Genomic DNA, 24,245 nt, shown 5'->3' with positions numbered 1-24,245 from the left:
CACGCAGCCGGAGCCCTTCAACGTGTCTAGTGATTCACCACTGATCATCGCCCTTGACCACCCCTCGCTCGATGCTGCCCTGTGCCTGGCCGACCGCCTCGACCCTATGCGCTGCCGGGTCAAGGTGGGCAAGGAGTTGTTCACCCGCAGCGGTCCGGAGGTGATCGATGCGTTGCATGGGCGCGGCTTCGAGATCTTCCTCGACCTCAAGTTCCACGACATTCCCAATACCGTGGCGGGGGCTGTGCAGGCAGCCGCCGAGCAGGGTGTGTGGATGGTCAACGTGCATGCCAGCGGTGGCAGACGCATGATGGAAGCGGCACGTGAGCGACTCGATCGTCACGGACTGGCCACTCATCTCATCGCCGTGACGGTGCTGACCAGCATGACGGAGAGCGATCTTGCCGACGTGGGTATCGATGCCTCCCCGGCAATGCATGTCGAGCGACTTGCCGTGCTGGCGCGTCAATGCGGTATGGACGGGGTGGTGTGTTCGGCGCAGGAGGCGGCGCGGCTAGGTGAGCTATGTGGCGACGGCTTCCTGAAGGTGACGCCGGGGATCAGGCCGCGTAGCACCGAGCACGGTGACCAGCGCCGCGTAATGACGCCGGCCGAGGCGATGGCGGCGGGGAGTACGCATCTGGTGATCGGCCGGCCGGTGAGCCAGGCGGACGATCCCATGGCGGCCCTGACCGCCATCGAGCAGGAACTGGTTTCAGGTTGAGCCTGCTTATTCCCCTTCAATGCCTGTGATGGGACGGGTGGTGCCCCAACTGCGACAGCTGGGGCACTGCCAGTGGAGGGGTTGTCCGGCGAAGCCACAGCGCTGGCAACGATGCTTGGGACGTACCGTCAGCAGGGTATGGGTATGCTGCTTGAGCAGTTGCAACCGGTTGTCAGGGGCGCCTTGCTCCTGCTGCTGGTGCTGGTAAAGATCCAGCAGGTAGTCGAGTGCCCCCAGGCTCGGCGCACGGTTGAGCTGCTCGCTGACCAGTTCGATGGCCATCCGTAACCCATGGCGCTTGCGTTGGGTTTCCGCCAGCAGGATGATCAGGCTAGTGACATGGGCACGCTCGAGCAACTGCTCCAGACAATTCACCAGCCCCGCTTCGTCATCCAGCATCACATAGGCATGATGTAGCGGCTCCAGCACGATTGGCATCATGTCCAGGTCCTGGTCAGGGATGCGCATGAGAATCCGGATGGCCTCGCGATAATGTCCGGTATCCTGGGACAATGCCGCCAACAGCAGGTTGGCGCGCACGCAGCGAGGGTCGATGGACAGCGCCTGGCGCAAGTGCTTGCGGGCGAGGCCGGGGCTGGCCGAACGACGCTCCTGGTCGGCCTGTTCGCAAAGCCAGTGGGCCGCCGAGCGGCGGATGTCCTCGTGCTGTCGAATCAGGCTGGGATAGGCCACGTCGAAGGCAGCCTGCCATTCACCTTCGCGATCGAACAGGTCTGCCAGTAGGCGCTTGGCAGCATGGCGAATGTCGTCGTGGCTGGAGTCGTGTATCAGTTGTTGGAGCAGTCGCTCGCTGCGATCGAACAGCCCCAGGTGGAGGAAGTCTCGCGCCAGCTCGAGCTGTACCCGCTCGCTCTGCAAGGCCGTCAGGGTAGGGCGAGCCAGCAGGTTCTGGTGGATCTTGACGGCGCGGTCGGCCTCGCCGCGGGTGCGGAACAGGTTGCCCAGGGTAATATGGGTGTCTATGGTCTCGCTGTTTACTTCCAGCGCATTGACGAAGGTTTCAATGGCGCGATCGGGCTGTTCGTTGAGCAGGTAGTTCAGGCCGACGAAGTAATCACGTGACAGCGTGTTCGGTGGCGCGGGATCGTGGCTACCCTGACGCTCACGGCGGCCTAGCCACCAGCCAATGGCAACGGCGGCCACCAGCATGACAAGCAGCAGGGCATCAGGCATTTAGGGGAGTTCCTTGAGCTCCTGGACGCGAAGGCGGTCGAGTTCCTTACGCTGCTGTCGGTTCAAGCGCTGGGCTCGGGAGAGCGCAGTGCGCAGCCTCAACCAGACCCCTGTCATCGCCAGCATGCCCAGCACCACGCCGCATACCAGCGCGGCCAATAGCCAGACCGAGAGCGATACGGCCGGTAGCTCCGCCCAGATCAGGTTGAGCGGTACCGTCTGCTGGTTGTTGACGGCGAAGAGAATGCCGACAAGCAGCACCGCCAGCAGGATGATGGCCAGGATCAGGCCTTTGAGCCAACGCATGAGTCTATCCCTTGTGAATGACGAAAGTGTTAATAGCCGAGGGCGCGGCTGGCATTGACCTGCTCGCGAAGTTCCTTGCCAGGCTTGAAGTGTGGCACGAACTTGCCCTCCAGCGCGACCGGTTCGCCGGTCTTGGGATTGCGGCCTACCCGAGGTTCACGGTAATGCAAGGAAAAGCTGCCGAATCCCCGAATCTCGACCCGGCCTCCTTCGGCCAGCGTATCGGTGATGTCGTCGAGAATCAGGCGAACTGCAGATTCGACTTCCTTGATCGAAAGCTCAGGCTGGCGCATGGCGATCTGCTCGATCAATTCGGATTTGGTCATCGGGTCATCTCCAGGCGTTTCCCGGTCCGGTGGGACCTGGGTGGCATTCTTATTCTTTCGTCAGCATACTGCCCAAACCGAGATAAAACAACGCACTACGACCATGGTCAAGGAAGAATGGCAAAGTGTGCTGAAGCACTGCCCCATTTTCCTGGCTCCGGTATACTGATTGGCTCATTTCTCTTACCTCCGAGGCTGACGTTGAGCGAAGCGAATACCCCCGATGCCATTGCCTTGCGCAAGCGGCTCTACTGGCACTCCCGGCGCGGGATGTGGGAACTCGACCTGCTGCTGATCCCTTTCCTTGAGCACTGCTACGACCAGCTTGGGGCCGATGACCAGGCGGCTTATCGTGCCTTCATCGAAGGCGAGGACCAGGATCTTTTCGCCTGGCTGATGCAGCGCGAGGAGCCCGCTCCGGAGTTTCGTCGCATCGTGACGCTGATCCAGGAATATGCCGAGAACGCCGATAACGATCCGCGTCGTCCCGTCTAGGCTGGCCTGGATCTGTCAGGGGCTGCTGGCGCTGGTGGTCGCCGGTACCGTGCTGGTCCAGGCGCCTGGCTGGCTGGGGCTACTGGCCTTGATGTGGCTATTGCCCCTGAGTTGGGGGCTCTGGCGTGGACAGGTCCAAGGCGAACTGGAGATGCTGTCGGAGGTTGGGGGCGGCTGGCGCTGGTCATGGCGGCCGGCGGCGGCCGCCGAAGCATTTCCCGTCGAGCTGCGCTGCGCCTACCTTGGCCCTTGGCTGATCGGACTGGACATCGACGGTCGACGGACATGGTTATGGCCTGATAGTACTTCGCCTGCAGCGCTTCGTGAGCTGCGGCGCGCCTTGGCTCGCTGAGACAGGCTGGGAGTGGCGTTCAGGCGGGGCGCGCCAGGTCGTTCAGCTCAGGTCGTTCAGATCAGGTCGTTCAGATAAAGCCTGGAAGGGCGGGGGGCCAGGTCGGTCACGGCGTGATGCGAGCAATCGGGGTTGAAGTGCAGGCCACGCGACTCACGGCGGTGGCGGGCTGCCAGCACGGTCAGACGAGCCAGCCGAATGGCATGCCACAGACTCGCCAATGCCGCATTGGGTGCGGCGTGCTCGAGCGCGGCTTCTATCTCACGACTCAGCTCGGCCAGTTCGCTCGCCGCGGCATCGAGTCCCGCATCGCGGCGAACGATTGCTACGTGGCGGCTCATGATGTTGCGCATGGCCGTGCGCCAGTGCCGAATACGCTGGGCTTCCACCTGGCTGCCGCCTGAGCCGTACGACGTCAGCGGAGGCGTGGCGGGCGCTTTGCTGGAGGCCAGCTTGGCGGCGCAGCTGCGTGCGTAGACCAGACACTCCAGCAGTGAGTTGCTGGCCATGCGGTTGGCGCCGTGCAGCCCTGTGCAGGCGACTTCGCCGATGGCGTGCAGGTGCGGCACGTTGGAGCTGCCTTCGAGGTCGGTGGCAATGCCTCCGCAGCTGTAATGAGCGGCGGGCACGACCGGAATCGGCTGGCGGGTGATATCCAATCCGCGGGTAAGGCAGTGGGCATGGATGGTGGGGAAGTGGTGGCGAATGGCCGCTTCACCGAGGTGGGTCACGTCGAGCCACACATGAGGTGAGCCGGTGCGTTGCATCTCGGCATCGATGGCGCGGGCGACGATATCCCGCGGAGCCAGCTCGGCCCGCTCATCGAGTTCGAGCATGAAGCGGTGGCCGTCGGTGCTGTAAAGTCGACCACCTTCACCGCGGACTGCCTCGCTGATCAGGAAGGGGGGGCCGTCCGGGTCATGGAGGCAGGTGGGGTGGAACTGCTGGAACTCCAGGTTCATCAGCTCGGCGCCCAGCTCGGCGGCCATCATCATGCCCTCGCCGCTGGCTGGGTGTGGGCTCGTGGTGTGCCGATAGAGTCCGCTGGCACCGCCTGTGGCAAGTACCGTATCGCCGGCCAGCAGCTCCAGCGGCAAGCCTCGCTCGTCCAGACAGAGGGCGCCGCGACACTGCCCCTTTGCATCGGCCAGCAGGCCGATGGCAACGAGGTCGTCGCGGATGGCGATTGCTGGATGTGCCTGAGCGTGGGCCTTCAGGGTGTCGAGTACGGCACGCCCGGTGGCATCCTCGGCATGAATGATGCGACGGGCGCCGTGTCCGCCTTCGCGGGTCAGGTGATAGGGGTAGCTGGCTGTCGGGCTGTCGTCGCGAGTGAACGGGACGCCGAGCGAGAGCAACCACTCTATGGCGCTGGGACCCTGCTCGACGGTGAAACGGACAGCACGTTCGTCACACAGGCCATCGCCAGCTACTAATGTGTCGGCCACGTGGGCATCGAAGTCGTCCTGGGGGGAGAGTACCGCAGCGATGCCGCCCTGAGCCCAGCGGCTGGCACCCTGATCGTCGCTGGCCGGGCGTACCAAGGTGACATGGCGCGTCTCGGCGGCATGCAGGGCCAGGGTCAAGCCGGCAACGCCTCCGCCGATGACCAGAACGTCGTGTTCGCTACGAGTCGGGGTGCTAGGGGCCATGCGCATTCTCGCTGAAGCCTGTTGCATCAGCCAGCATGCCGCAAAGGTGTCCAACTGGATAGGAGCGAGATAGCGAAGAGCTTGGTGCCCGGAGCCGGGCTCGAACCGGCACGGTGTTACCACCGAGAGATTTTAAGTCTCTTGCGTCTACCAATTTCGCCATCCGGGCGGCACGGTTTCGAGCAGGCAGAGCTGAAAGGGGCCAAGAAATGGAGGCTGGAGTCGGAATCGAACCGGCGTACACGGAGTTGCAGTCCGCTGCATGACCACTCTGCCATCCAGCCTCAAAGAGTCGTTTGGAGCGGGAAAGGAGATTCGAACTCCCGACCCTCGCCTTGGCAAGGCGATGCTCTACCACTGAGCTATTCCCGCTCGACTCGAGTGCAAATTATACGGATAAGCTCGTTACTGTCAATCACTTGTTGGCGTTGGATGATGCCCGTCTACATCGCGCGAGACAGGTGGGGCCAGGCCGCGCGAAGGTACATCAACATGGACCAGAGCGTCATGATGGCGGCGATGTGCAAGGTGGCGACCCCGAGCAGGGAGAGTTGGGTGCCGGGTGCAAAGGCCAGTAGCAGCAGCAGGGCGATCATCTGCAGGGTGGTCTTGACTTTGCCCAACCAGGAAACGGCCACGCTGCCGCGTTTGCCCATCTCTGCCATCCATTCGCGCAGCGCCGAGATCACTATTTCACGCCCGATGATCACCAGCGCCGGCAGAGTCAGCCAGATGCTGTCGAAGCGCTCGATGAGCAGGGCCAGGGCTACGGCCACCATCAACTTGTCCGCCACAGGGTCGAGGAAGGCACCGAAGGGTGTGGACTGATCCCAGCGTCGTGCCAGGTAGCCATCAAGCCAGTCGGTGACTGAGGCCAGAGCGAACAGGCCTGCCGCAACCGGCATGCTCCAGGAATAAGGGAGATAGAAGAACACCACCAGCAGCGGGATGAAGGCGATTCGTGCCAGCGTCAGGATGTTGGGGATGTTCATGTGACGGGGAGTCCTTGCCTTGGGATCAGGAAAGCCGAAGTGGGCCCATTCTATCTGCACCGGGCGCCATCATCCATGCAGGGAGCGATGAATCGTCTCCGCCAGAGTGGCGCTGATGCCGGGGACGCGGGCCAGTTCCTCACGGCTGGCCTGCTTGACGCCCTGAAGCCCGCCGAAGAAACGCAGCAGTTCCCGGCGGCGCTTGGGACCGATGCCTTCGATGTCTTCGAGGGCGGAGCTACGGCGGGCCTTGTCGCGCCGGTTACGGTGCCCGGTGATGGCAAAGCGATGGGCCTCGTCGCGCACGTGCTGGATCAGGTGCAGGGCCGGTGATGCTGCGGGCAGGTCGAGGGTGCAATCGATGGTTTCGAGGAACAGCGTCTCGAGACCGGCCTTGCGCGTGGTGCCCTTGGCCACACCGAGCAGTCGTATCGTATCGAGCCCCAGTTCACCGAGAACCTCGCGCGCAAGGTTGAGTTGGCCCTTGCCGCCATCCAGCAGCAGGATGTCCGGGGCGACTCCTTCGCCCTCTGAGAGGCGACGAAAGCGTCGGCTCAGCGCCTGGCGCATGGCGGCGTAATCGTCACCGGCAGTGACCCCTTCGATATTGAAGCGACGATAATCTGATTTGCGCGGGCCGTTGCGGTCGAATACCACGCAGGACGCCACGGTCGCCTCGCCGTGACTGTGACTGATGTCGAAGCACTCGAGCCGCGCCGGGGAGGTCTCCAGTGCCAGGGCCTTCTGCAGGGAGTCGAAGCGCCGGTCGAGCTCGCTCTGGCTGGCCAGGCGGCTGGTCAGCTGCTGCTCGGCGTTGGTGCGCGCCAGCTCGAGCCATTGGCTGCGGTGGCCGCGAACGCTGTGGGTCACGCGTACGCGCCGCTCGGCACGGCTGCTCAGTGCGCTTTCAAGGATGTCGCTGTCGGGGAGTGACAGGCTGGTGATCACCTCACGAGGGATCTCGCGTTCCTGGCCAAGATAATACTGGCTGACGAATTCGCCCAGCAGCTCCGAGGGTTCGAGTCCCAGGCCATTGTCCGGTGAGTGGTGACGGGCGCCCAGTAACCGCCCCTGACGCACCGCCAGAACCGAAATGCACAGTGCGCCCTCGCGCTCGGCCAGGGCAAAGGCATCCGCATCGCCGCCTTCTGTGTCGACGAACTGGCGCTGTTGCAACTGGCGCAGATGCTGTATCTGGTCGCGCAGCCGGGCGGCATCCTCGAATGCCAGGTTGCGGCTGGCTGCCTCCATGGCCTCGGTCAGCTCTTGGGTGACTTGCTCACTGCGGCCTTGAAGGCACATCACCGCATGCTCCAGGTCGCGTCGATAGTCGGCTTCGCCGATATAGCCGACACAGGGTGCACTGCAGCGCTGGATCTGATACTGCAGGCACGGGCGCGTGCGGTGCGAGAAGACGCTGTCCTCACAGTTGCGTATGCGAAAGATCTTCTGCATCAGCGAGAGGCTTTCCCGTACCGCGCCACTGCTCGGATAGGGGCCCAGATAGCGCCCATCGTCGTGGCGCCTGCGGGCACGCTTGTATTCGAGCGCGGGGTAGGGGTGGCGATCACTGACGAACACGAAGGGGTACGACTTGTCGTCGCGCAGCAGAATGTTGTAGGGCGGCCGCAGCTCCTTGATCAGGGTCTGCTCGAGCAACAGAGCCTCGATCTCGCTGCGCGTCACCGTGACCTGGACATCCGTGATCCTGGATACCATGGCCTGGGTCTTGGTGTTGAGCGCACCGCGAAAATAGCTGGCCAGGCGGGCCTTCAAGCGTTTGGCCTTGCCCACGTAGAGCGTGTCGCCGCGCTCGTCCAGCATGCGGTAGATGCCCGGAGACTGGGTGAGATTGGCGAGGAACTGGCGTGAATCGAAGCTCATGGCGTCCTGCGAAATGACGTGCTGCCATAGCTTACCAGAAGCCGGTTCAGTTGGGGGTGGTGTCGAACCCTTCGACCAGTCCGTGCTTCAGTCCCAGGTGTGTCAGCTCCACGTCCGTCTCGACACCGAGCTTCTCGAAGATCCGGTAGCGATAGGTGTTCACGGTCTTGGGGCTGAGGAACAACCGGTCGGAAATTTCCGAAACCCGTTGGCAGTTGACGATCATCATGGCGACCTGCAACTCGCGCTGCGAGAGCTTGTCGAACGGATTCTCTTCCGAGTCGAAGCGGGAAAGCACCAGGCGCTGGGCGATGTCAGGACTGATGTAGCGGTGGCCGGCGAATACGCTGCGGATAGCGTCGACCATGTCTGGTACCTGGGTATCCTTGCTGATGAAGCCGCCAGCGCCGGCATCGAGCATGCGCTGGGCAAAGTTGTCTTCCATGAAACCGGTCAGTGCCAGGATGCGCACGTCGGTGTTGTTGCGCATGATCTTGCGCGTTGCTTCAAGGCCGCCGATGCCCGGCATGCGCAGGTCCATCAGTATTACATCCGGTTCGAGCTGCCGGCATAGGGTAATAGCTTCCTCACCGCTGGCGGCTTCGCCCACGACATCCAAGTCCTCTTCGTTCTCGAGCAGGCGAGCAAGACTGGTGCGAACCAGATGATGGTCATCGACAATGAGCACCTTGATCAAGGCTGACATTCCTCGTCATTACGGATAGCTGGCGACGACGAACAAGCAGTCGCAGCGGAGCTTGAACTCGGGTCCGGCTCTTGATGGCATAGAACCCTTAGCTTTCAGGAGCAAGCTTGCCACAGTCATCGAGCCAGGGAAATTGAACGAGCATCTCAATTTCCGCTTCTCATCAACGCAGGGAGAGATCTTGCGTGGTGCTATTGACGGGCCTTGGTGCGGTAGGTACGATATGCCTCGTTCTCGCAGGGCGGGAACACTTGGGGCCTTAGCTCAGCTGGGAGAGCGCAACACTGGCAGTGTTGAGGTCAGCGGTTCGATCCCGCTAGGCTCCACCAACAAGCTTTGAAGAATCAGCCGCTTGGTGCATCGCGCCAAGCGGCTTTTTCGTGTGCATCGTCGATGCCGCGGTAGCTTTTCCTACCGCATTCTTTCCGTACCCTCCTTCCCATAGCCCTCACCCCATACCCCATCGATGGGGGCTGATCATCATGGTCACTTGGGTGGTAACGGGGCATCGGCGGATGCTTTCGCTCGCTGCGCATGTGGTTGGGTTGACGATTTGACCTGGGCCTTGCAGGCGTTCGGCCCATTTGCCCTTCCTGGCGGGTTTTACCCACAATCGTAAGAGGTCTCACTGGAAAAACGGAGGTTCTTGTGAGCGATACCGATCTGGGCACCATGGATGCGGGCCAGCTGCGCCGGCTTTTCGAAAGCGGTGCGGCCTCGCCCGTGGAAGCAACGAGAGCCGCACTCGAGCGTATCGATCGCTTCAACGATAGCGTCAATGCTTACGTGGTCGTCGACGGGGAGGGCGCGGAAGCTGCCGCCGAGGCTTCGGCTGAGCGCTGGCGTCAAGGGTATCCGCTGAGCCGCATCGATGGTATTCCCGTCTCGTTGAAGGATTTGACTGAATCTGTCGGACTGCCGGCTCGTAAGGGATCGCTGACGGAATCGAATGCCCCCTGTGAATGGGACTCTCCGCCAGCACGCCTGCTGCGCGAGGCTGGTGCTGTGATCCTGGGCAAGACCAATACGCCGGAATTCGGCTGGAAGGCCATTACCGACAATCGTATCTTCGGTGCCACGGCCAACCCATGGGATACAGGGTTGACGCCGGGGGGATCGTCGGGAGGCGCGGCGGTGGCAGCGGCCCTCAACATGGGCGTGCTGCATCAGGGCGGAGATTCCGGCGGCTCGATCCGCATACCCGCTGCATTCTGCGGCGTGTTCGGTTTCAAGCCCACCTTCGGTTGGGTGCCGGAGTGGCCGCGATCCAAGGAAGCTTCGCTCTCCCACTTGGGGCCGCTGACGCGAACCGTTTCCGATGCGGCGCGCATGCTCAATGTAATCGGCCGCTACGACTATCGTGATCCCTATGCCTTGCGTGGGCAGCCCGTCGATTGGGGAGAGGGGATCGGGCATGGGATAGCGGGCATGCGGATCGCCTTCTCGCCCACGTTGGGCTATGCCCGGGTAGAGCCCGCGGTTGCCGAGTGCGTACGTCAAGCCGCGCATCGCCTGGAGGAACTCGGCGCCGTTGTGGAAGAAGTGGATCCGGGCTTCGAGTCGCCGATTCGCACCTTCAACACACTCTGGTTTACTGCCTCGCTTGCGGTGTATCGGGAGCATAACGAGCGCCAGCGGCGGCTGCTCGACCCTGGCATGGTGGCGGATGCGAAGCGGGCGGAGCAGTTGAGCGCCCTGGACATGTTCTATGCCCTCCAGGAAAGAGCGCGTTTGACTGAGAGGCTCGAACACTTCAACCAGCGCTACCACCTGATAATGACGCCTTCGGTGGCAGTACGTCCCTTTCCCCTCTATCAGGATGTCCCTCCGGGGAGTGGCATGCGTGACTGGGAGGAGTGGGCGCCGTTCTCTTATCCCTTCAATCTCAGCCAGCAACCGGCCGCCTCCGTTCCCTGCGGTTTCACGCCGGATGGTCTGCCCGTGGGGTTCCAGTTGGCGGGAGGCAAGCACGACGATGCACGGGTATTGCGGGCCAGCCATGCGTATCTATCAGCCTTTCCACCAGTGTTCCCCGATGAGCTAGATCTGGCTCGCGACAGCTCGGCGTAACGTCGTGGCCGAAGCGGTGTCTGCATCATTTGTCGGCGGGCCCATGCTCCTCTAGCCATTGCGCCAACACCTCTGCGGCCATGGGTGAACAATACAGGCGGCCCTGCACGAGACGTGCAGAGACGGTCTCCACGCCGGACGCCAGATTTTCATCGTCAATGCCGACCAGCACGGGTTCGATGTCGAGGGCGTTCAGCATGCGGCACGACGCCTCCACCAGGCGTCGCCCTTCATGGTGGATACCGGCCAGTCGGGCATCGATGGTGGCCTTGTGGAAGGGCAGGCGAGACAGCCAGACGAGATCGATAGGACCATTGCCGAGTCCTTCCACCGCGAGACGGATGCCGAGCTGTTCGAGCCGTTTGAGCAGATGGGTTGCCTTGTCCAGGTCGTTGCCAAGTCCCTGGACGGGGACCTTCAGCGTCAGCCACTCGAAGGAGTTCACTTTCTGATGACGCAGGAAGTGGTCCAGCGGTCGGCGGTCGAACGTATCGTGTGCCAGGTGCGCTTCGCACAGGTGAATGGAAACCGATAGCTTGCCCAGGGGGGAGCCGGTGTCATGCCATTGACGATGATCGGCGACCGCCGTCTGAATCATCCAGCGGTTGAGCCGCACCCCGAGCCCCAGGCGAGCGATCATGTCGAGATAACGCCCGGGAGAATGCTGCCAGCGCTTGGGATGTTTCCAGCGCAGCACGACTTCTATACCCGTGCAGCGCAGCTCACTGCGATCGAACTCCGGTTGGTAGTGCAGGATGAAGTGCTGATCCGGTAGATGAATGGCTTCGCTGAGCAGGCTCTCGAGCTGGTACTTCTCCTTGAGCTGAGCCGTCAGCCGACGGTCGACGAAAGCCAGGTGACCGGGTCCCTTCTTGCGTGCGATGAACATGGCGCTGCGTGCTGCCGATATCAATGTCTCGACATCCTGCGCATCGGTGGGATAAAGCGCTATACCGATCGATGTCGTCATCAGCAGGTAGCGATCCCCCGAGGTGAAAGGCGGTTCCAGCGCTTCCTGCAAGCGTTCCGCTACCAACTGTGCCGACTCGGCGGCTCCATCCTTTTCCAGTAGCACCACGAACTGGTCACTGCCGAGCCTTGCCAGGGTATCCTTGCTGCGCACCTCACGCTGCAGGCGTTGGGCCAGTTCGCCCAGTATGCGATCGCCTTCGATATGGCCTACCGCATCGTTGATGGCTTTGAACCGATCGATATCGATGAACAGCAGCGCAAGCGTGGTATCGGCGCGCTCGGCCTGGGCCAGGGCATGATTCAGGCGATCCCGCAACAACAGCCAGTTGGGCAGCCCGGTCATGGGGTCGATGTGTATCCAGTGACGATCGTCGAGTACTTCACCGTTGGAGGTGGTGAGCTGGATGAAGGTATGGAGAAGGTGGCGTGGCTGCTGCTCCTCGTCGAGTAGGGAATCGACCGTCATCAGTACCGGTACCGACTCGCCATCGGCTCGACGGCAGAGCACCTCCTGCTGCCAGGAGCGCGCCAGGTCCGGTGTGGCATCCACAGTAATCGGCAGATGCGAAGGAGAGCGTACAGAAACGTAAAAGTGCTCGATCGGCCAGCCGGTCGTTTCGCTTCTATCGCTGCCGGCGATGCGGCAGAAGGCGTCATTGACCCGCAGGATAAGCCCATCACCATCGGTGATGGCCATGCCGGTCTGGCTCTGCTCGAAGGCATGCTGAATCAGCCGGGCCGGATGCTGGGCAAGGAGGTGCACGTGCTTGCCCGGGGGGCGGTTACCTTTATGGGTCATCTGGATGGCTTCGGTAGATTCAAATTTACGTCAATTCGCTCTTTATCGGCCCTTTTGATCGGGACTTGAGCTCGGCGCCTTCTTGCGTTGAGGGGCGCACTTGCCATGTTGGTTAACATGCTTTGATGCGTTTCCAGGTCTCAAGTTCGCTTCGGGCATGCCGATAACGAAGTAACTTTCCTGCTTCCTTGCGGGCCTGCCAGGGGAAGGCGGCGCACACTGTAAGCTGAACTGACAGGCCGTTTACCTCGACCAAGGGGAATCTTCTTGCACGTGATGGCATCTATCGCGTCCCTGGCTCGCTCGCTCTGCTCGTTGCAAGGACGCCTGCTTGCCGGGCTGGCCATGACCTGGCTTGTGATTGTCGGCATCGTACTGGCGCTGGCCTGGCTGTTCGGCAAAGGGCTCGTCGATGACGTCAATCTCGCCCATCTGCGCTACGAATCCCAACTGATCGCCGATGACCTGACCGAGCAGGTCGAGGGTAGGCTGAGCGTGTTGAAACGGCTTGAGCAGAGCATGCGAGGTGCGGAGGCGGAGGAGCTGCCGTCCCGGTTGGCGAACAGCCAGGTGCTGCTGGAGTGGTTCGAGGGCCTCATGATAACCGACGCCGATGGTCGTGTCGTTGCGGACTGGCCCATCGTACCCGGGCGGGTAGGGCTCGAAACCGGCGACACGGAATATTTTCGCCTGATTCGTCATTCGCCATGGCCGTATGTGAGCCAGCCCTTCATCGGCAGGGCGAGTGGCGATTCTCTGGTGCTCATGCTGGTGCCTCGCTTCGATGAGCAAGGGGACTTTGCCGGTGTGGTGGGAGGCATGATCAATCTCACTCACGGTGGCCTGTTCCGCCGGTTGGAGAGAATCCGCTTGGGTGAGGATGGCTACGTGTCGGTGCTTACCGCAAGCGGCGAACAGCTCTTCCACCCGCGGCGCCAGCTGTTGGCCACTCAAGAGGAAACTTTCACTGATGCTGCGATGCTGCAGCTCGCCCTGGACGGCTGGCAAGGTGAGACGATCGCCCAAGGAAGTGGCGGTACCCCAACCCTCATGGCGTATCGCCAGATCTGGCCGGCGAGCTGGATCGTCAAGGTGGCGGTGCCCCAGGCTCAAGTCCGGGTGCCGCTAGCTGATTTCCTTGCTCGGCTGTGGTGGGCCTGGGCGGTTCTGGCCGTAATGTTGCTGATCACCATGCGTTTGCTGGTCAGGCGCTTGCTGCGCCCCTTGCATCGGCTCGAGCGGCAGATCGCCCAGGTGGGAGCGGGTGAGAGGCGCTACCTCGAACTCTCAACCAGCATGCATGAGTTGAGTCAGGTGGCCAGCAGCTTCAATAGGCTCGAGCACGAGCGACTGGCAGCGCTTGAACATATGCGCGATCGCCAGGCATTCCTCGATGCGGTATTGGGTTCGACGCCCATCGGCATGTTCGTGGCGGACCTGAAGGGTCGCCTCAACTACTTGAATCCTGCGCTGCTCGAGCTGCTGGGGCTCGATGCGGTACGTGGCGCAATGGAGTGGTGGGAGCGTATTCATCCCGCCGACAAGCAGGGCACCGAGGACATGTGGCGCCATACTCTGGCGACCGGCAGCGACTTCGTGCGTCAACTGCGCTTCCTCCACCAGGATGGGGTGACGCTCTGGGTCGAAATGCATGCCAGTCAGGTACTGGGCAATGGAGAGTCGCTGGGCTTCGTGGGCATGGTCAAGGACATTACCGAGCGGCGGCAGCAGGAAGCGCTGCAACGCTGGGAGGCCGAGCACGACCCCTTGACCGGGCTGCTCAACCGGCGAGGCTTCGAGCGACGCCTGGAGGAGGCGCTGGCTGAATATGCCAAGACCGGCACTCCCTCGGTGCTGGTCCTGTTCGATCTCGATCATTTCAAACCGATCAACGATGAAGGTGGTCACGCCCTGGGTGACGAGATGCTGCGGCGAGTCGCTCAGGTGGTCGCCTGGGAAGTGCGACGCAGCGATCACGTTGCCCGCCAGGGCGGGGATGAGTTCGCCGTCCTGTTGCCCAGCTGTACGCTCAAGCAGGCAGGTGAGATCGCTGAATCCCTGCGTCGCGCGGTGTCCGAGGTCACTGTGACCAATGAGGGCAGGGTCTACAACATCACGCTCAGCATGGGGGTCACGGCGCTGCAGGAGGGCGACGAATTGGCCGAAACCGTGCTGGCTCGTGCCGATGAGGCAAGCTACAAGGCCAAGGCCAATGGGCGCAATAACGTGGTGATCACCACCTTCGATGACGACCTGATCGACAGCCTGTGGTAGCGGGTAGGCGAGGTTGGGCTTGAGCAGGTTGGAATGGGCTTGAAGCGGGTGAGGTCTGCTGAGGTTACGCAGGGATTATTGTCGCTGTACCGGCCTTTGGACACGCAGCGCGACCGCTGGCTGGCCGCGATAGACTGAATCGTTGGTTGGTCTTGCGAGAGCATGGTGAGGGCTCTCGCGAGAGTTGGAAAAAGGGGATTTTGCGAGAAGTAGTGCGGTATGGCTTGAGGTCGCCAGTAACGTCAGACCGAGGCGTTGATGCGCCCCGATTGAGCGGCAACTCGTCCGCTGGAGCGATAGACGGTCTTCTCCGCGGCCTGGTGAATGAATGTCAGCAGCCGTGTGTTCTGCTCCATGCGCAGTTCAACCAGCTTGCCGTTCAGTGCATTGAGGCGCTGGGCTTCGCGGGTCAGTTCCAAGGTGTGGCTCCAGGCAGGTTCGCAGCCGGCGTCGGCCGCTGCCTGGCGTGCACCATCCGCCCCGCTGGCATAGCCCAGACGTTGCTGTACGCCTTGGCGCAGTGTTTCGCTGGCTTCCAGTTTCGCGAGTAGCGCCTGCTTGCGTGAGGCGAGCTCGCTGAGCCCATTGCCATCGATCTCCGCATCGGCCAGCAGGGTGCGTTCGTGCCGGAGCAGTTCGATGACGCCGTCGAGGCGTTGCTGCTGTTCCTGAAGAAGTTTTGCCAGGCTCATTCCCCGCGGCTCTCCGCTGCCAGCGATTCGATCAGCGCATCGGCAATACGGTCGGCACGGATTTCCAGCCGTCCGTCGCGAATGGCCTCACGAATTTCCTCGACCCGCGCCATGTCGATGTCACGCGAGCTATCGGCAGCCTTCTGGCTGAGGTGGGTGGCCGCTGACGGGCCGGGTTCCTGCCGCCCAGCGGGAGTGGCGCCCTTGACTGGCTGAGTCTCCTCGCGCGGAGTCGTCTGCGTCGGGCGAGTCAGGGGGTTCTGGCTGTTGATCTTCACGATAAAGGCCTCATGACCGGATGCTTTCACCTGCTATCGGCAGCGTGCTGGATAACTTTAGGCCTTTTTTTGCGGCCCAAGTTTCCCAGGTGGACATGCGCGTGTCATTCTCGTGTGCATTCGTCGGCGCGCAGCGGTCAGTGTCAGAAGTCTACGACAAGGACACCCTCTCCGACCACCTCTGCCGTCACGACTTCCCGGCTATCGAAACGAACCCGGATTCGGTCGCCGAGTCCGCCCGGTTCCAGCGCCTGTCCCTCTCGTGAAATGCGAAATGCTGCGCCCCTGGCCTCGACCACGACACGTTGATTTCTCTCCACCAGCGGCAGGCTGCGGAATTGGTGGGCCTGCAAGGGCTGCCCGGGACTGAGCGCGCGCGTCGCCACCTGGCCGACGATCTGGTCGACGTCCAGCAAGGTCCGGTTTGGCAGCTCGGCGAGATTGCCCGAGTGCATGATCAGATGGTCGCGGCGCACAGCCTCTCCCGCGGTGAGCGGAGCGCCGAGTACCGGATACTCACCCATCACACCGACTTCTGCCTGCAGGTAGCGTACCTGTCGTCCATCGCTGCCACAGCGTACACCGACGGAGACACGGCCAAGAGGAGCTTCGCCCGGGCGCGTGAGGAAAGGTTGGGGGGATTCACAGACGGGTAGCCTGGCGGAAGGAGGGCGCAATTCGATGATGAACTCGTCGCCCAGCGCACTGGCTTCTTCGTGCAGGAAGCCGTGTACGGCTTGCAGCAGCTCGATGTCGTCGGCCGAGGCTGCAGGAACCGCCAGCAGGCCGGCCAACGACAGCGGCGACAGCAACAGCGGGGCGAGGTGAGTCAAGCGCATGAGGCAAGGCCGTCCAGCGTGGGGTAATGGCAGGATTCTAGCTGGCCGCACCTGGCTGAAATAGTGGAAATGAACGAGGAAAACCGGCCTGTTCCTGCCATTGAAATGACAGGGGCATCGCTATTCTTCAACCTCAAGAAGTTCCGCATGTCATCCATCTGGTTCGCACGGGGAGTGCCGGCATGATCGACCAGCTCGAGGCCGCCTTTAATTACCACCAGCAGGCGCTGGGCCTGCGCCAGCAGCGCCACCAGGTCCTGGCGAGCAATATTGCCAACGCCGATACGCCGAACTACAAGGCGCGCGACATCGATTTTGCCAGTGAGCTCAAGAAGGCAGTCGAGCACGGGCGTTCCGCCGGTGGCGGGCTGTCGCTTGCCCGTACCTCCGAACGGCACCTGTCGGGCCAGGCCATGGCGACGCCCCGCAACGATCTGCTCTATCGCGTTCCCGACCAGCCGAGTCTGGATGGCAACACCGTGGACATGGATCGCGAGCGTACCCAGTTCGCCGACAACGCCGTGCGCTACCAGGCGGCGCTGACCATCATGAACAGCCGCATCCAGGGGCTGAAGAACGCCATGCAGCCGGAATAACAGACCGGAATAGACGGAGAGAGATCATACCATGTCGATGTTTTCCGTGTTCGATATCGCCGGCTCGGCCATGAGCGCCCAGTCGCAGCGTATGAACGTCACTGCCAGCAACCTGGCCAACGCCGATAGCGTGGCCGGTCCGGATGGCCAACCCTATCGGGCCAAGCAGGTGCTGTTCGAGGCGCGCCTGCAGGGTGGCCACGGCATTGGTGGTGTCGGCGTTCGCGAGGTAGTCGAGGATCCCTCGCCCTTGCGTATGGAGTATCGGCCGGAGCACCCGCTGGCCAATGAGGATGGGTATGTTGCCATGCCCAACGTCGAGCCAGTGCATGAGATGGTCAACATGATCTCGGCATCGCGCTCCTATCAGGCCAACGTCGAGGTCATGAACACCAGCAAACAGATGATGCTCAAGACACTCACGCTGGGCGAGGGTTGATCGCAATGTCCAATACCATCGATACCAACGTCATTTCGCGCATGAACGCGGGCAACTCCCATCGTGATGCCAGCCAGTCCGCCGAGCTGCGCAACAACTTCATGACGCTGTTGATCGCGCAGATGCAGCATCAGGATCCGCTCAATCCCATGGACAACCATGAGATGACCACGCAGCTGGCACAGATCAACACCGTCAGCGGCATCGAGGATCTCAACAAGACCATGAAGGAGATCACCGAGCAGATGAACGCCGGTCAGACCCTGCAGGCGACCGCCCTGATCGGGCAGGGCGTGCTGATACCGGGCGATCGTCTGCTGCTCGAGCACGGTGAGGATGGTGAACTGCATACCACTCCGTTCGGCATCGAGCTGCCCCAGTCGGCCGACAACGTGAGCATCGTGATCACCAACGCCAGCGGTCAGGTGATCAACCGCTACGATATCGGGTCGGTCAAGGCCGGGGTGGAATCCTTCACCTGGGACGGCCGCACCAGCGAGGGTGAAGCCGCCGTCTCGGGCTCCTATCGCGTGCGCATCGAGGCCACCAGCGGTGACAAGACGGTGAATGCCACCACGCTCAACTACGCCGTGGTAGGCGGAGTGACGCCACCCGACAAGAATGGGGGCGTGAGGCTGGACCTGGGCGCCGTCTATGGCCAGGTCACTCTCGACCAGGTCAAGCAGATCCTTTGAATTTCATTCACTGACACTAAAAGAACCGCGCATAGCGGCACATTCAGCCGGTAGGCAGAGGAACGAAAAATGAGTTTTTCACAAGCATTGAGCGGCCTGAACTCCCAGGCGCAGAAGCTGGGGGCGATCGGTAACAACATCGCCAACTCCCAGACCGTGGGCTTCAAGGGCTCCAGCGTCCAATTCTCCGATGTCTTTGCCAACTCGAAAGTGGGCCTGGGCACGCGAGTCTCGTCCGTACTGCAGAACTTCAATGAAGGCAATATCGAATCAACCAACCGCGGCCTGGACTTGGCGGTCGCCGGGAACGGCTTCTTCCGATTCATGGACAGCAGCGGTGAAGTGGTCTATTCGCGCAACGGCCAGTTGACCATGACCTCGGACGGCAACCTGATCAACGCTCAGGGCTTCCGGATCATGGGCTACGGCCTCAATGCCGCCGGCCAGGTGCAGGTGGGTGGCCAGCCGGTACCGCTGAACGTCTCAGCCGAGGAACTGGCTGCCAGTGCTACTACTCGTGTCGGCACCACCATCAACCTGGATGCGCGCAAGGTTTTGGGTGAGGACATGAGCAGCGTCGAAACCAATAACGGCCAGGAAATCGACTACCACTACTCCAATAACTTCACCGTTTACGACTCGCTGGGTAACCCGCGCAATGTCACTGTCTACTACGAAAAAGTCGGTGCCAACCAGTGGACTGCCAAGATGACCCTGGATGGGCAGGCACTGATGGATGGTGCCAACCCTCAAGAGTTCAATCTTGTATTCAATGCCAACGGTCAATTGGTCACGCCTGCGAACGGCACCTTTGGCATCACGTTCGATTCGGCCACTTATCTTGGGGGTGGTACGAACGATCTGGAATTCGACCTCAACCTGGCCGGCTCCACCCAGTTCGGCAATACCTCTACCGTCAGCAGCCTGACCCAGAACGGCTACACCTCCGGTACCCTGGTGGGGATCACCATCAACGAAGACGGCACCATCATGCGCAACTACTCCAACGAGCAGTCGCGCCCCGCCGGTCAGATTGCCCTGGCTACCTTCCGTAATCCCGAGGGTCTGACGCCCGCCGGCGACAACGTCTGGCGTGCTTCCAACGAGTCGGGCCAGGAGCTGATCGGTGCACCGGGTACCGGCCTGCTGGGCGGTATCGTCTCGGGTGCCATCGAAACCTCCAACGTCGACATGGCACGTGAGCTGGTGAGCATGATCGTGGCGCAGCGGGCCTATCAGGCCAACTCGCAGACGATCAAGACCCAGGACGAACTCCTGCAAACCGCCATCAACCTGCGCTAAGCGCCGATACCGAGCGCTTATCCCAAGTGCTAAGGGAGCCGAGTCATGGACCGCATCCTCTATACCGCCATGAGCGGGGCCAAGCAGAGCATGGACCAGCAGTCGGTGGTCAGCCACAACCTGGCCAACGTCTCTACCAGCGGGTTTCGTGCCCAACTGCATGCCATGCGCGCCGTGCCGGTGCAGGGTGACGGGGCGTTGCCGACCCGTGTCTCGGTAGCCGCGACCACTCCGGGCAGCGACTTCAGCCACGGCCCCATTACCCATACCGGCCGTGAACTGGATGTCGCCCTGCAGGGCAATGCCTGGCTCGCCGTGCAGGCCGATGACGGTACCGAGGCCTACACTCGCCGCGGCGACCTCACGGTGGATGGCGATGGCCTGGTGACCGTAATGGGTCGCCCGGTGATCGGTGAAGGCGGCCCCATCATCGTGCCGCTGGGCTCGAGCGTGACCATCGGTGCCGACGGTACCCTCAGTGCCATCGGCGAAGGTGAGGGGCCCGAGGCCCTGGTCGACGTGGGCCGGCTGAAGCTCGTCTCGGCGGATCAGCACCTGCTGCGCGGCGGCGACGGTTTGTTCCGTATGTCGCCAAATGCAGAGGGTGAAGTCGCGGCATTGGAGGCCGACGAGGATGCTCGCGTGTTCAGCGGTGCACTGGAAGGCAGCAACGTGAGCGCGGTGGAGGCCATGGTGGCCATGATCGACGTGGCCCGGCGCTACGAAATGCAGATGAAAGTGATCAGCACTGCCGACGAAAATGCCCAGCGGGCCAACAATCTGCTCTCTCTTCAGGGCTGAGGCCCGTAGGGTCAAGGAAAAAACATCATGATCAAGTCACTGTGGACGGCCAAGACCGGCCTGGAGTCCCAGCAGGTCAAGCTGGACGTCATCTCCAACAACCTGGCCAACGTCAGCACCAACGGCTTCAAGCGCTCGCGGGCCGTGTTCGAAGACCTGCTTTACCAGAACCTGCGCCAGCCCGGTGCCCAGAACGACGTGCAGAACCGCTTGCCGTCGGGCATGCAGGTCGGCTCCGGCGTGCGTCCGGTTGCCACCGAGCGCCTGCACACCCAGGGTAGTCTCGAGCAGACCGAGAACTCTCGTGACCTGGCGATCAACGGCAACGGTTTCTTCCAGGTGCTGATGCCGGATGGCTCCACTGCCTACACTCGCGATGGCAGCTTCCAGCTCAACGAGAACGGCCAGATGGTCACCGCCAATGGCTACCCGCTGGAGCCGGCCATCATCATCCCCGACAACGCCCTGTCGATCTCCATCGGTGAGGACGGCATCGTCTCCGTCACCCAGCCTGGCGTCAACCAGGCGCTGGAAGTGGGCCAGATCACCATTTCCACCTTCGTCAACGCGACGGGCCTCGAGAGCATCGGTGGCAACCTGTATCGGGAAACCACCTCTTCGGGGCCGCGTAACGAGGCCATGCCGGGCATGAACGGTGCCGGGCGCCTGTTCCAGGGCTATGTGGAAACCTCCAACGTCAACGTGGTGGAGGAGATGGTCAGCATGATCCAGACCCAGCGGGCCTATGAGATCAACAGCCGTGCCGTGCAGACCAGCGACGAAATGCTGGCGCGCCTCAGCCAGCTCTGATCGACGAATCAACGAAACATCTTGGCCTGAACGGTTCGGCCGGAAGCGAGTGAGAATGAAAGGTACGGTTTTGTCGGCTGCACGAGTGGCCATGGCGATCTTCGCCATCGCAATGCTGGCCCTGGGCGGTTGCGCCCAGGTGCCACGCGCCTCGGTGGTGGGGGAGCAGGAACAGATCAATATCGCCGAGCCGCCGCCGCGAATGGCCAATGGTTCCATCTACCAGGCACACCGTGGCTCGCAGCCGCTGTTCGAAGATCGCCGTCCGCGCATGGTGGGCGACATTCTCACCATCGTGCTGGACGAGCAGGTCAGTGCCAGCAAGAACGCGCAGTCCAACATGAATCGCAACGGCTCGGCGGGGCTCGATCTTTCCGCACTGCCCGATGTGCTGGAGCGCCTGGCCGCGCAAGGCATCGATCTATCCGGCAGCATGTCCGGGAACAGCGACTTCGCCGGTGGCGGCGGCTCTCAGGCCAGCAACAGCATGACCGGTACCATCACCGTGTCGGTGCTCGAGGTGATGCACAACGGTAATCTCAGGGTGCGTGGCGAGAAGCAGATCGCCATCAACCAGGGGGTGGAGTTCATACGCTTCTCCGGCGTGGTCAATCCGCGCACCATCACCGGTCAGAATACCGTGTCTTCCACGTCCGTGGCCGATGCGCGAATCGAGTACGTGGGCAACGGCTATATCAGCGAAGCGCAGCATATGGGTTGGCTGCAGCGCTTTTTCCTGAACATTTCGCCTTTCTGACAACGAGGCGATCATGACGACTCTCACGATGACCAAGCCAAACCGTTTTCCCGCGATGGCAGCAAGAGTTCTACTCCTGGCATGGTTGTGCCTGCTAGCGCTGCCGGCCCAGGCCGAACGTATTCGCGAGATTGCCAATTTCGCTGGCGTGCGCGACAACGTGCTGGTCGGCTATGGCCTGGTGGTCGGGCTCGATGGAACAGGCGACCAGACCATGCAGGCGCCGTTCACCGGGCAGAGCCTGACCAACATGCTGTCGCAGCTCGGCATTACCGTGCCGCCGGGCACCAACATGCAGCTGCGCAACGTGGCCGCGGTCATGGTCACCGCCGACTTGCCGCCGTTCTCACGTCCCGGGCAACGGCTGGACATCAATGTCTCCTCCATCGGTAATGCCCGTAGCCTGCGCGGTGGCACGCTGCTGATGACTCCACTCAAGGGCGCCGATGGCGATACCTATGCCATTGCCCAAGGCAACCTGCTGGTGGGTGGGGCAGGGGCGGCGGCGGGAGGCGCATCGGTACAGGTCAACCAACTGGCGGGCGGGCGTATTGCCGGCGGGGCCATGGTGGAAAGGGAAGTGCCGCTGGATCTCGGTGCCAATGCGGGTTTGCTCGAGCTGGAGCTCAAACAGGCTGATTTCGGCACGGCGCAGCTCGTGGTCAATGCCATCAACAACGAGTTCGGTCGTCCGGTCGCAGCGGCCCGGGACGGTCGCGTCATCGCACTGGACGGGCCCATGAATCCCAACTCCCGGGTCAACTTCATGGCTCAGGTGGAGAACATCCGTATTACGCCCAGGGAAGCGCCGGCCAAGGTCATCTTCAATGCGCGCACCGGCTCGGTGGTCATGAACAGTGCCGTGACCCTGCGGCGTGCTGCTGTGGCGCACGGCAACCTGTCGATCGTCATCGACACTCGCTTCCTGGTCAGCCAGCCGGCGCCCTTCGGCCAGGGCGAAACCGTGGTCGTGCCCGATACCGAGATCGAAATCCAGGAGCAGGACGCCTACCTGCGCGTGGTCGAAGGCGCCGATCTGGTCGATGTGGTCAATGCGCTCAACGCTCTCGGCGCCACGCCAAGCGATCTCATGTCGATTCTGGAAGCGCTCAAGGCGGCCGGCTCGCTGCGTGCCGACCTGGAGATCATCTGATGAGCATCCAGGACGTGACCAGCCAGTTCGCCCTCGACGTTCAGGGACTCGAGCGGCTCAAGCATACTGCGCGCAACGACGAAGCTGCCGGCCTGCGTGGTGCCGCCCAGCAGTTCGAGGCGCTGTTCCTGCAGATGATGCTGAAGAGCATGCGCGACACCATCCCTTCGGGGGGCTTGCTCGACAGCCAGCAGGGCGAGTTCTACCAGTCGATGCTCGACCAGCAGTGGGCCCAGACCATGGCCGGGCGTGGCATTGGCCTGGCCGATCATCTCGTCGCCCAACTGGAGGGCCAACTGGGTATATCGACCAATCGCTCCGGCGTGGCCGACCGTGAACTGGGTGAGCTGATCGCCGGTATTCCGCGTGGTACGCCCAGGGTGCTCCAGGACGCCCTGCAGCCGGCGAGTGAAGAGGAGGGCGCGCACCTCGACGGGCGTGAAGCGTCAGCGCGTGAGGCAGAAGCGGCAACGATGCCGGCCAGCTTCCTCGAGGAACTCGAGGCGGTGCGTGGTGGCTTCATGGCGGCGCTCGATGCCGAGCTGCCCGGTGCCGTGCCTGCCGCTCAGGCAGCGGCCCCGGCCCCGGGCAACCTGGCGGCTCCTCAGAGGACTCGCACAAATGCAGCGCCAGGCGAGCACGTGCAGCGCTTCATGGAGCGCCTCTCGGCGCCCGCCCAGGCCGCCAGCCGCAAGACCGGCGTGCCGGCCGAGCTGATACTGGCCCAGGCGGCGCTGGAAACCGGCTGGGGGCGCCACGAGATCGCCACCGCCAATGGCAGTAACAGCTACAACCTGTTCGGCATCAAGGCCGGCAGCAGCTGGCAGGGACGTACCACCGACATCGTCACTCATGAGTACATCAACGGCAGGCGTACGCAGGTCGTCGATACTTTCCGCGTCTATGGCTCCTTCGAGGAAGCCTTTACCGACTATGCGCGGTTGATCGGCAATAACCCCCGCTACGCAGCAGTCACCACGGCGGGCAATGCCCAGCAGGCAGCCAGGGCGCTGCAGGCGGGCGGCTATGCCACCGACCCGGCCTATGCCGACAAACTCATAGCGGTGATGAACAGCATGGGGCCGATGCAGCAGCGCGGCGATTCGCTGGTCTTCTTCAGTTACTGATTTAGCTTCT

General features: G+C 62.3%; 25 protein-coding genes and 4 tRNA genes. 15 read left to right on the top strand and 14 right to left on the bottom strand.

Annotated features, from left to right (window positions below):
* Positions 1–22: 22 nt before the first annotated feature.
* Positions 23–724, top strand: a complete 702-nt coding sequence (gene pyrF, locus SPH52_RS10715; protein ID WP_411795013.1) for an orotidine-5'-phosphate decarboxylase — start codon at positions 23–25, stop codon at positions 722–724.
* 6 nt (positions 725–730) lie between these two features.
* Here the strand turns inward: pyrF and lapB are convergent, their stop codons facing one another.
* The 3 genes from lapB to SPH52_RS10700 are packed head-to-tail and all read right to left on the bottom strand — an operon-like array spanning position 731 to position 2,550.
* On the bottom strand, positions 731–1,918 hold the full coding sequence (gene lapB, locus SPH52_RS10710) for a lipopolysaccharide assembly protein LapB (RefSeq protein WP_411795012.1): 1,188 nt from the start codon (positions 1,916–1,918) through the stop codon (positions 731–733).
* Entirely contained in the window at positions 1,919–2,224 is a 306-nt protein-coding gene (locus SPH52_RS10705) for a lipopolysaccharide assembly LapA domain-containing protein (protein ID WP_411795011.1), read from the bottom strand. It lies immediately after the preceding gene.
* A gap of 29 nt (positions 2,225–2,253) precedes the next feature.
* Positions 2,254–2,550, bottom strand: coding sequence for an integration host factor subunit beta (locus tag SPH52_RS10700; protein WP_086508802.1), 297 nt, complete (start codon positions 2,548–2,550; stop codon positions 2,254–2,256).
* 201 nt (positions 2,551–2,751) lie between these two features.
* Between SPH52_RS10700 and SPH52_RS10695 the strand changes: the two genes are divergently transcribed.
* Positions 2,752–3,045, top strand: a complete 294-nt coding sequence (locus tag SPH52_RS10695) for a succinate dehydrogenase assembly factor 2 (RefSeq protein WP_411795010.1) — start codon at positions 2,752–2,754, stop codon at positions 3,043–3,045.
* On the top strand, positions 3,005–3,397 hold the full coding sequence (locus SPH52_RS10690; RefSeq protein WP_411795009.1) for a hypothetical protein: 393 nt from the start codon (positions 3,005–3,007) through the stop codon (positions 3,395–3,397). The genes SPH52_RS10695 and SPH52_RS10690 overlap by 41 nt, the downstream gene beginning before the upstream one ends.
* 56 nt (positions 3,398–3,453) lie before the next feature.
* Here SPH52_RS10690 and nadB read toward each other — a convergent pair whose 3' ends face one another.
* From nadB to uvrY, 7 genes are all read right to left on the bottom strand, one after another.
* Positions 3,454–5,049 (bottom strand): L-aspartate oxidase, encoded by a 1,596-nt coding sequence (nadB, locus tag SPH52_RS10685; RefSeq protein ID WP_411795008.1) that lies wholly within the window; start codon positions 5,047–5,049, stop codon positions 3,454–3,456.
* Positions 5,050–5,131: 82 nt separating this feature from the next.
* Positions 5,132–5,218, bottom strand: a tRNA-Leu gene (locus SPH52_RS10680).
* 41 nt (positions 5,219–5,259) lie between these two features.
* Positions 5,260–5,333 (bottom strand) — tRNA-Cys (locus SPH52_RS10675).
* 13 nt (positions 5,334–5,346) lie between these two features.
* Positions 5,347–5,421, bottom strand: a tRNA-Gly gene (locus SPH52_RS10670).
* Between the two features lie 71 nt (positions 5,422–5,492).
* A complete protein-coding gene (pgsA, locus tag SPH52_RS10665; RefSeq protein WP_411795007.1) occupies positions 5,493–6,041 on the bottom strand; it encodes a CDP-diacylglycerol--glycerol-3-phosphate 3-phosphatidyltransferase in 549 nt (182 codons plus the stop codon).
* A gap of 69 nt (positions 6,042–6,110) precedes the next feature.
* Positions 6,111–7,925 carry an excinuclease ABC subunit UvrC gene (uvrC, locus tag SPH52_RS10660; RefSeq protein WP_411795006.1) on the bottom strand — a complete coding sequence of 605 codons (1,815 nt, stop codon included), beginning with the start codon at positions 7,923–7,925 and terminating at the stop codon, positions 6,111–6,113.
* A gap of 46 nt (positions 7,926–7,971) precedes the next feature.
* Positions 7,972–8,622, bottom strand: coding sequence for a UvrY/SirA/GacA family response regulator transcription factor (gene uvrY, locus SPH52_RS10655; RefSeq protein WP_411795005.1), 651 nt, complete (start codon positions 8,620–8,622; stop codon positions 7,972–7,974).
* Positions 8,623–8,884: 262 nt separating this feature from the next.
* Here uvrY and SPH52_RS10650 point away from each other — a divergent pair.
* Together SPH52_RS10650 and SPH52_RS10645 are read left to right on the top strand one after the other, a co-directional pair.
* Positions 8,885–8,960 (top strand) — tRNA-Ala (locus SPH52_RS10650).
* Positions 8,961–9,279: 319 nt separating this feature from the next.
* Complete coding sequence (locus tag SPH52_RS10645; RefSeq protein ID WP_411795004.1) at positions 9,280–10,701, top strand: amidase; 1,422 nt, start codon at positions 9,280–9,282, stop codon at positions 10,699–10,701.
* 25 nt (positions 10,702–10,726) lie between these two features.
* Here SPH52_RS10645 and SPH52_RS10640 read toward each other — a convergent pair whose 3' ends face one another.
* Positions 10,727–12,472, bottom strand: a complete 1,746-nt coding sequence (locus SPH52_RS10640; RefSeq protein ID WP_411795003.1) for a putative bifunctional diguanylate cyclase/phosphodiesterase — start codon at positions 12,470–12,472, stop codon at positions 10,727–10,729.
* Positions 12,473–12,748: 276 nt separating this feature from the next.
* Here SPH52_RS10640 and SPH52_RS10635 point away from each other — a divergent pair, with 276 nt between their 5' ends.
* Positions 12,749–14,746, top strand: coding sequence for a diguanylate cyclase (locus SPH52_RS10635; protein WP_411795002.1), 1,998 nt, complete (start codon positions 12,749–12,751; stop codon positions 14,744–14,746).
* A 242-nt stretch (positions 14,747–14,988) separates the two neighbouring features.
* Here SPH52_RS10635 and SPH52_RS10630 read toward each other — a convergent pair whose 3' ends face one another.
* The 3 genes from SPH52_RS10630 to flgA form a co-directional block, all read right to left on the bottom strand.
* A complete protein-coding gene (locus SPH52_RS10630; protein WP_411795001.1) occupies positions 14,989–15,438 on the bottom strand; it encodes a flagella synthesis protein FlgN in 450 nt (149 codons plus the stop codon).
* Complete coding sequence (gene flgM, locus SPH52_RS10625; RefSeq protein WP_411795000.1) at positions 15,435–15,716, bottom strand: flagellar biosynthesis anti-sigma factor FlgM; 282 nt, start codon at positions 15,714–15,716, stop codon at positions 15,435–15,437. Before flgM ends, SPH52_RS10630 begins: the two co-directional genes overlap by 4 nt.
* Before the next feature lie 143 nt (positions 15,717–15,859).
* Complete coding sequence (gene flgA, locus SPH52_RS10620) at positions 15,860–16,555, bottom strand: flagellar basal body P-ring formation chaperone FlgA (RefSeq protein WP_411794999.1); 696 nt, start codon at positions 16,553–16,555, stop codon at positions 15,860–15,862.
* Between the two features lie 182 nt (positions 16,556–16,737).
* Between flgA and flgB the strand changes: the two genes are divergently transcribed.
* The 9 genes from flgB to flgJ all read left to right on the top strand — a co-directional run bounded on the left by flgB (position 16,738) and on the right by flgJ (position 24,235).
* Complete coding sequence (flgB, locus tag SPH52_RS10615) at positions 16,738–17,151, top strand: flagellar basal body rod protein FlgB (protein ID WP_411794998.1); 414 nt, start codon at positions 16,738–16,740, stop codon at positions 17,149–17,151.
* Positions 17,152–17,182: 31 nt separating this feature from the next.
* Positions 17,183–17,590: a flagellar basal body rod protein FlgC gene (gene flgC, locus SPH52_RS10610; protein ID WP_411794997.1), complete on the top strand. Its 408-nt coding sequence runs from the start codon at positions 17,183–17,185 to the stop codon at positions 17,588–17,590.
* Between the two features lie 5 nt (positions 17,591–17,595).
* Positions 17,596–18,285 carry a flagellar hook assembly protein FlgD gene (gene flgD, locus SPH52_RS10605; protein WP_411794996.1) on the top strand — a complete coding sequence of 230 codons (690 nt, stop codon included), beginning with the start codon at positions 17,596–17,598 and terminating at the stop codon, positions 18,283–18,285.
* Between the two features lie 69 nt (positions 18,286–18,354).
* Positions 18,355–19,587 carry a flagellar hook protein FlgE gene (gene flgE / locus SPH52_RS10600; protein WP_411794995.1) on the top strand — a complete coding sequence of 411 codons (1,233 nt, stop codon included), beginning with the start codon at positions 18,355–18,357 and terminating at the stop codon, positions 19,585–19,587.
* Between the two features lie 45 nt (positions 19,588–19,632).
* Positions 19,633–20,388 carry a flagellar basal body rod protein FlgF gene (locus SPH52_RS10595; RefSeq protein WP_411794994.1) on the top strand — a complete coding sequence of 252 codons (756 nt, stop codon included), beginning with the start codon at positions 19,633–19,635 and terminating at the stop codon, positions 20,386–20,388.
* A 27-nt stretch (positions 20,389–20,415) separates the two neighbouring features.
* Positions 20,416–21,198: a flagellar basal-body rod protein FlgG gene (flgG, locus tag SPH52_RS10590; protein WP_411794993.1), complete on the top strand. Its 783-nt coding sequence runs from the start codon at positions 20,416–20,418 to the stop codon at positions 21,196–21,198.
* 91 nt (positions 21,199–21,289) lie between these two features.
* The gene (locus SPH52_RS10585; RefSeq protein WP_411795334.1) at positions 21,290–21,955 is read left to right on the top strand and encodes a flagellar basal body L-ring protein FlgH; all 666 of its coding nucleotides are present in this window, start codon (positions 21,290–21,292) and stop codon (positions 21,953–21,955) included.
* A gap of 55 nt (positions 21,956–22,010) precedes the next feature.
* Positions 22,011–23,108 carry a flagellar basal body P-ring protein FlgI gene (locus tag SPH52_RS10580; RefSeq protein WP_411795333.1) on the top strand — a complete coding sequence of 366 codons (1,098 nt, stop codon included), beginning with the start codon at positions 22,011–22,013 and terminating at the stop codon, positions 23,106–23,108.
* A complete protein-coding gene (gene flgJ / locus SPH52_RS10575) occupies positions 23,108–24,235 on the top strand; it encodes a flagellar assembly peptidoglycan hydrolase FlgJ (protein ID WP_411794992.1) in 1,128 nt (375 codons plus the stop codon). The genes SPH52_RS10580 and flgJ overlap by 1 nt, the downstream gene beginning before the upstream one ends.
* Positions 24,236–24,245 lie beyond the last annotated feature (10 nt).

The sequence above is a fragment of the Halomonas sp. A29 genome (assembly GCF_046723295.1).
Lineage (GTDB): Bacteria > Pseudomonadota > Gammaproteobacteria > Pseudomonadales > Halomonadaceae > Halomonas.
The sequence above is the reverse complement of the archived record's forward strand: the minus strand, read 5'-3'. Positions and strand labels throughout refer to the sequence as shown.

What these genes read in the sequence shown, in the direction of transcription:
- lapB (WP_411795012.1), bottom strand. Translation starts at nt 1,918, where the DNA reads ATGCCTGATGCCCTGCTGCTTGTCATGCTGGTGGCCGCCGTTGCCATT.
- SPH52_RS10705 (WP_411795011.1), bottom strand. Translation starts at nt 2,224, where the DNA reads ATGCGTTGGCTCAAAGGCCTGATCCTGGCCATCATCCTGCTGGCGGTG.
- SPH52_RS10700 (WP_086508802.1), bottom strand. Translation starts at nt 2,550, where the DNA reads ATGACCAAATCCGAATTGATCGAGCAGATCGCCATGCGCCAGCCTGAG.
- SPH52_RS10690 (WP_411795009.1), top strand. Translation starts at nt 3,005, where the DNA reads ATGCCGAGAACGCCGATAACGATCCGCGTCGTCCCGTCTAGGCTGGCC.
- nadB (WP_411795008.1), bottom strand. Translation starts at nt 5,049, where the DNA reads ATGGCCCCTAGCACCCCGACTCGTAGCGAACACGACGTTCTGGTCATC.
- pgsA (WP_411795007.1), bottom strand. Translation starts at nt 6,041, where the DNA reads ATGAACATCCCCAACATCCTGACGCTGGCACGAATCGCCTTCATCCCG.
- uvrC (WP_411795006.1), bottom strand. Translation starts at nt 7,925, where the DNA reads ATGAGCTTCGATTCACGCCAGTTCCTCGCCAATCTCACCCAGTCTCCG.
- SPH52_RS10640 (WP_411795003.1), bottom strand. Translation starts at nt 12,472, where the DNA reads ATGACCCATAAAGGTAACCGCCCCCCGGGCAAGCACGTGCACCTCCTT.
- SPH52_RS10635 (WP_411795002.1), top strand. Translation starts at nt 12,749, where the DNA reads ATGGCATCTATCGCGTCCCTGGCTCGCTCGCTCTGCTCGTTGCAAGGA.
- SPH52_RS10630 (WP_411795001.1), bottom strand. Translation starts at nt 15,438, where the DNA reads ATGAGCCTGGCAAAACTTCTTCAGGAACAGCAGCAACGCCTCGACGGC.
- flgA (WP_411794999.1), bottom strand. Translation starts at nt 16,555, where the DNA reads ATGCGCTTGACTCACCTCGCCCCGCTGTTGCTGTCGCCGCTGTCGTTG.
- flgB (WP_411794998.1), top strand. Translation starts at nt 16,738, where the DNA reads ATGATCGACCAGCTCGAGGCCGCCTTTAATTACCACCAGCAGGCGCTG.
- flgC (WP_411794997.1), top strand. Translation starts at nt 17,183, where the DNA reads ATGTCGATGTTTTCCGTGTTCGATATCGCCGGCTCGGCCATGAGCGCC.
- flgD (WP_411794996.1), top strand. Translation starts at nt 17,596, where the DNA reads ATGTCCAATACCATCGATACCAACGTCATTTCGCGCATGAACGCGGGC.
- flgE (WP_411794995.1), top strand. Translation starts at nt 18,355, where the DNA reads ATGAGTTTTTCACAAGCATTGAGCGGCCTGAACTCCCAGGCGCAGAAG.
- SPH52_RS10595 (WP_411794994.1), top strand. Translation starts at nt 19,633, where the DNA reads ATGGACCGCATCCTCTATACCGCCATGAGCGGGGCCAAGCAGAGCATG.
- flgG (WP_411794993.1), top strand. Translation starts at nt 20,416, where the DNA reads ATGATCAAGTCACTGTGGACGGCCAAGACCGGCCTGGAGTCCCAGCAG.
- SPH52_RS10585 (WP_411795334.1), top strand. Translation starts at nt 21,290, where the DNA reads ATGGCGATCTTCGCCATCGCAATGCTGGCCCTGGGCGGTTGCGCCCAG.
- SPH52_RS10580 (WP_411795333.1), top strand. Translation starts at nt 22,011, where the DNA reads ATGGCAGCAAGAGTTCTACTCCTGGCATGGTTGTGCCTGCTAGCGCTG.
- flgJ (WP_411794992.1), top strand. Translation starts at nt 23,108, where the DNA reads ATGAGCATCCAGGACGTGACCAGCCAGTTCGCCCTCGACGTTCAGGGA.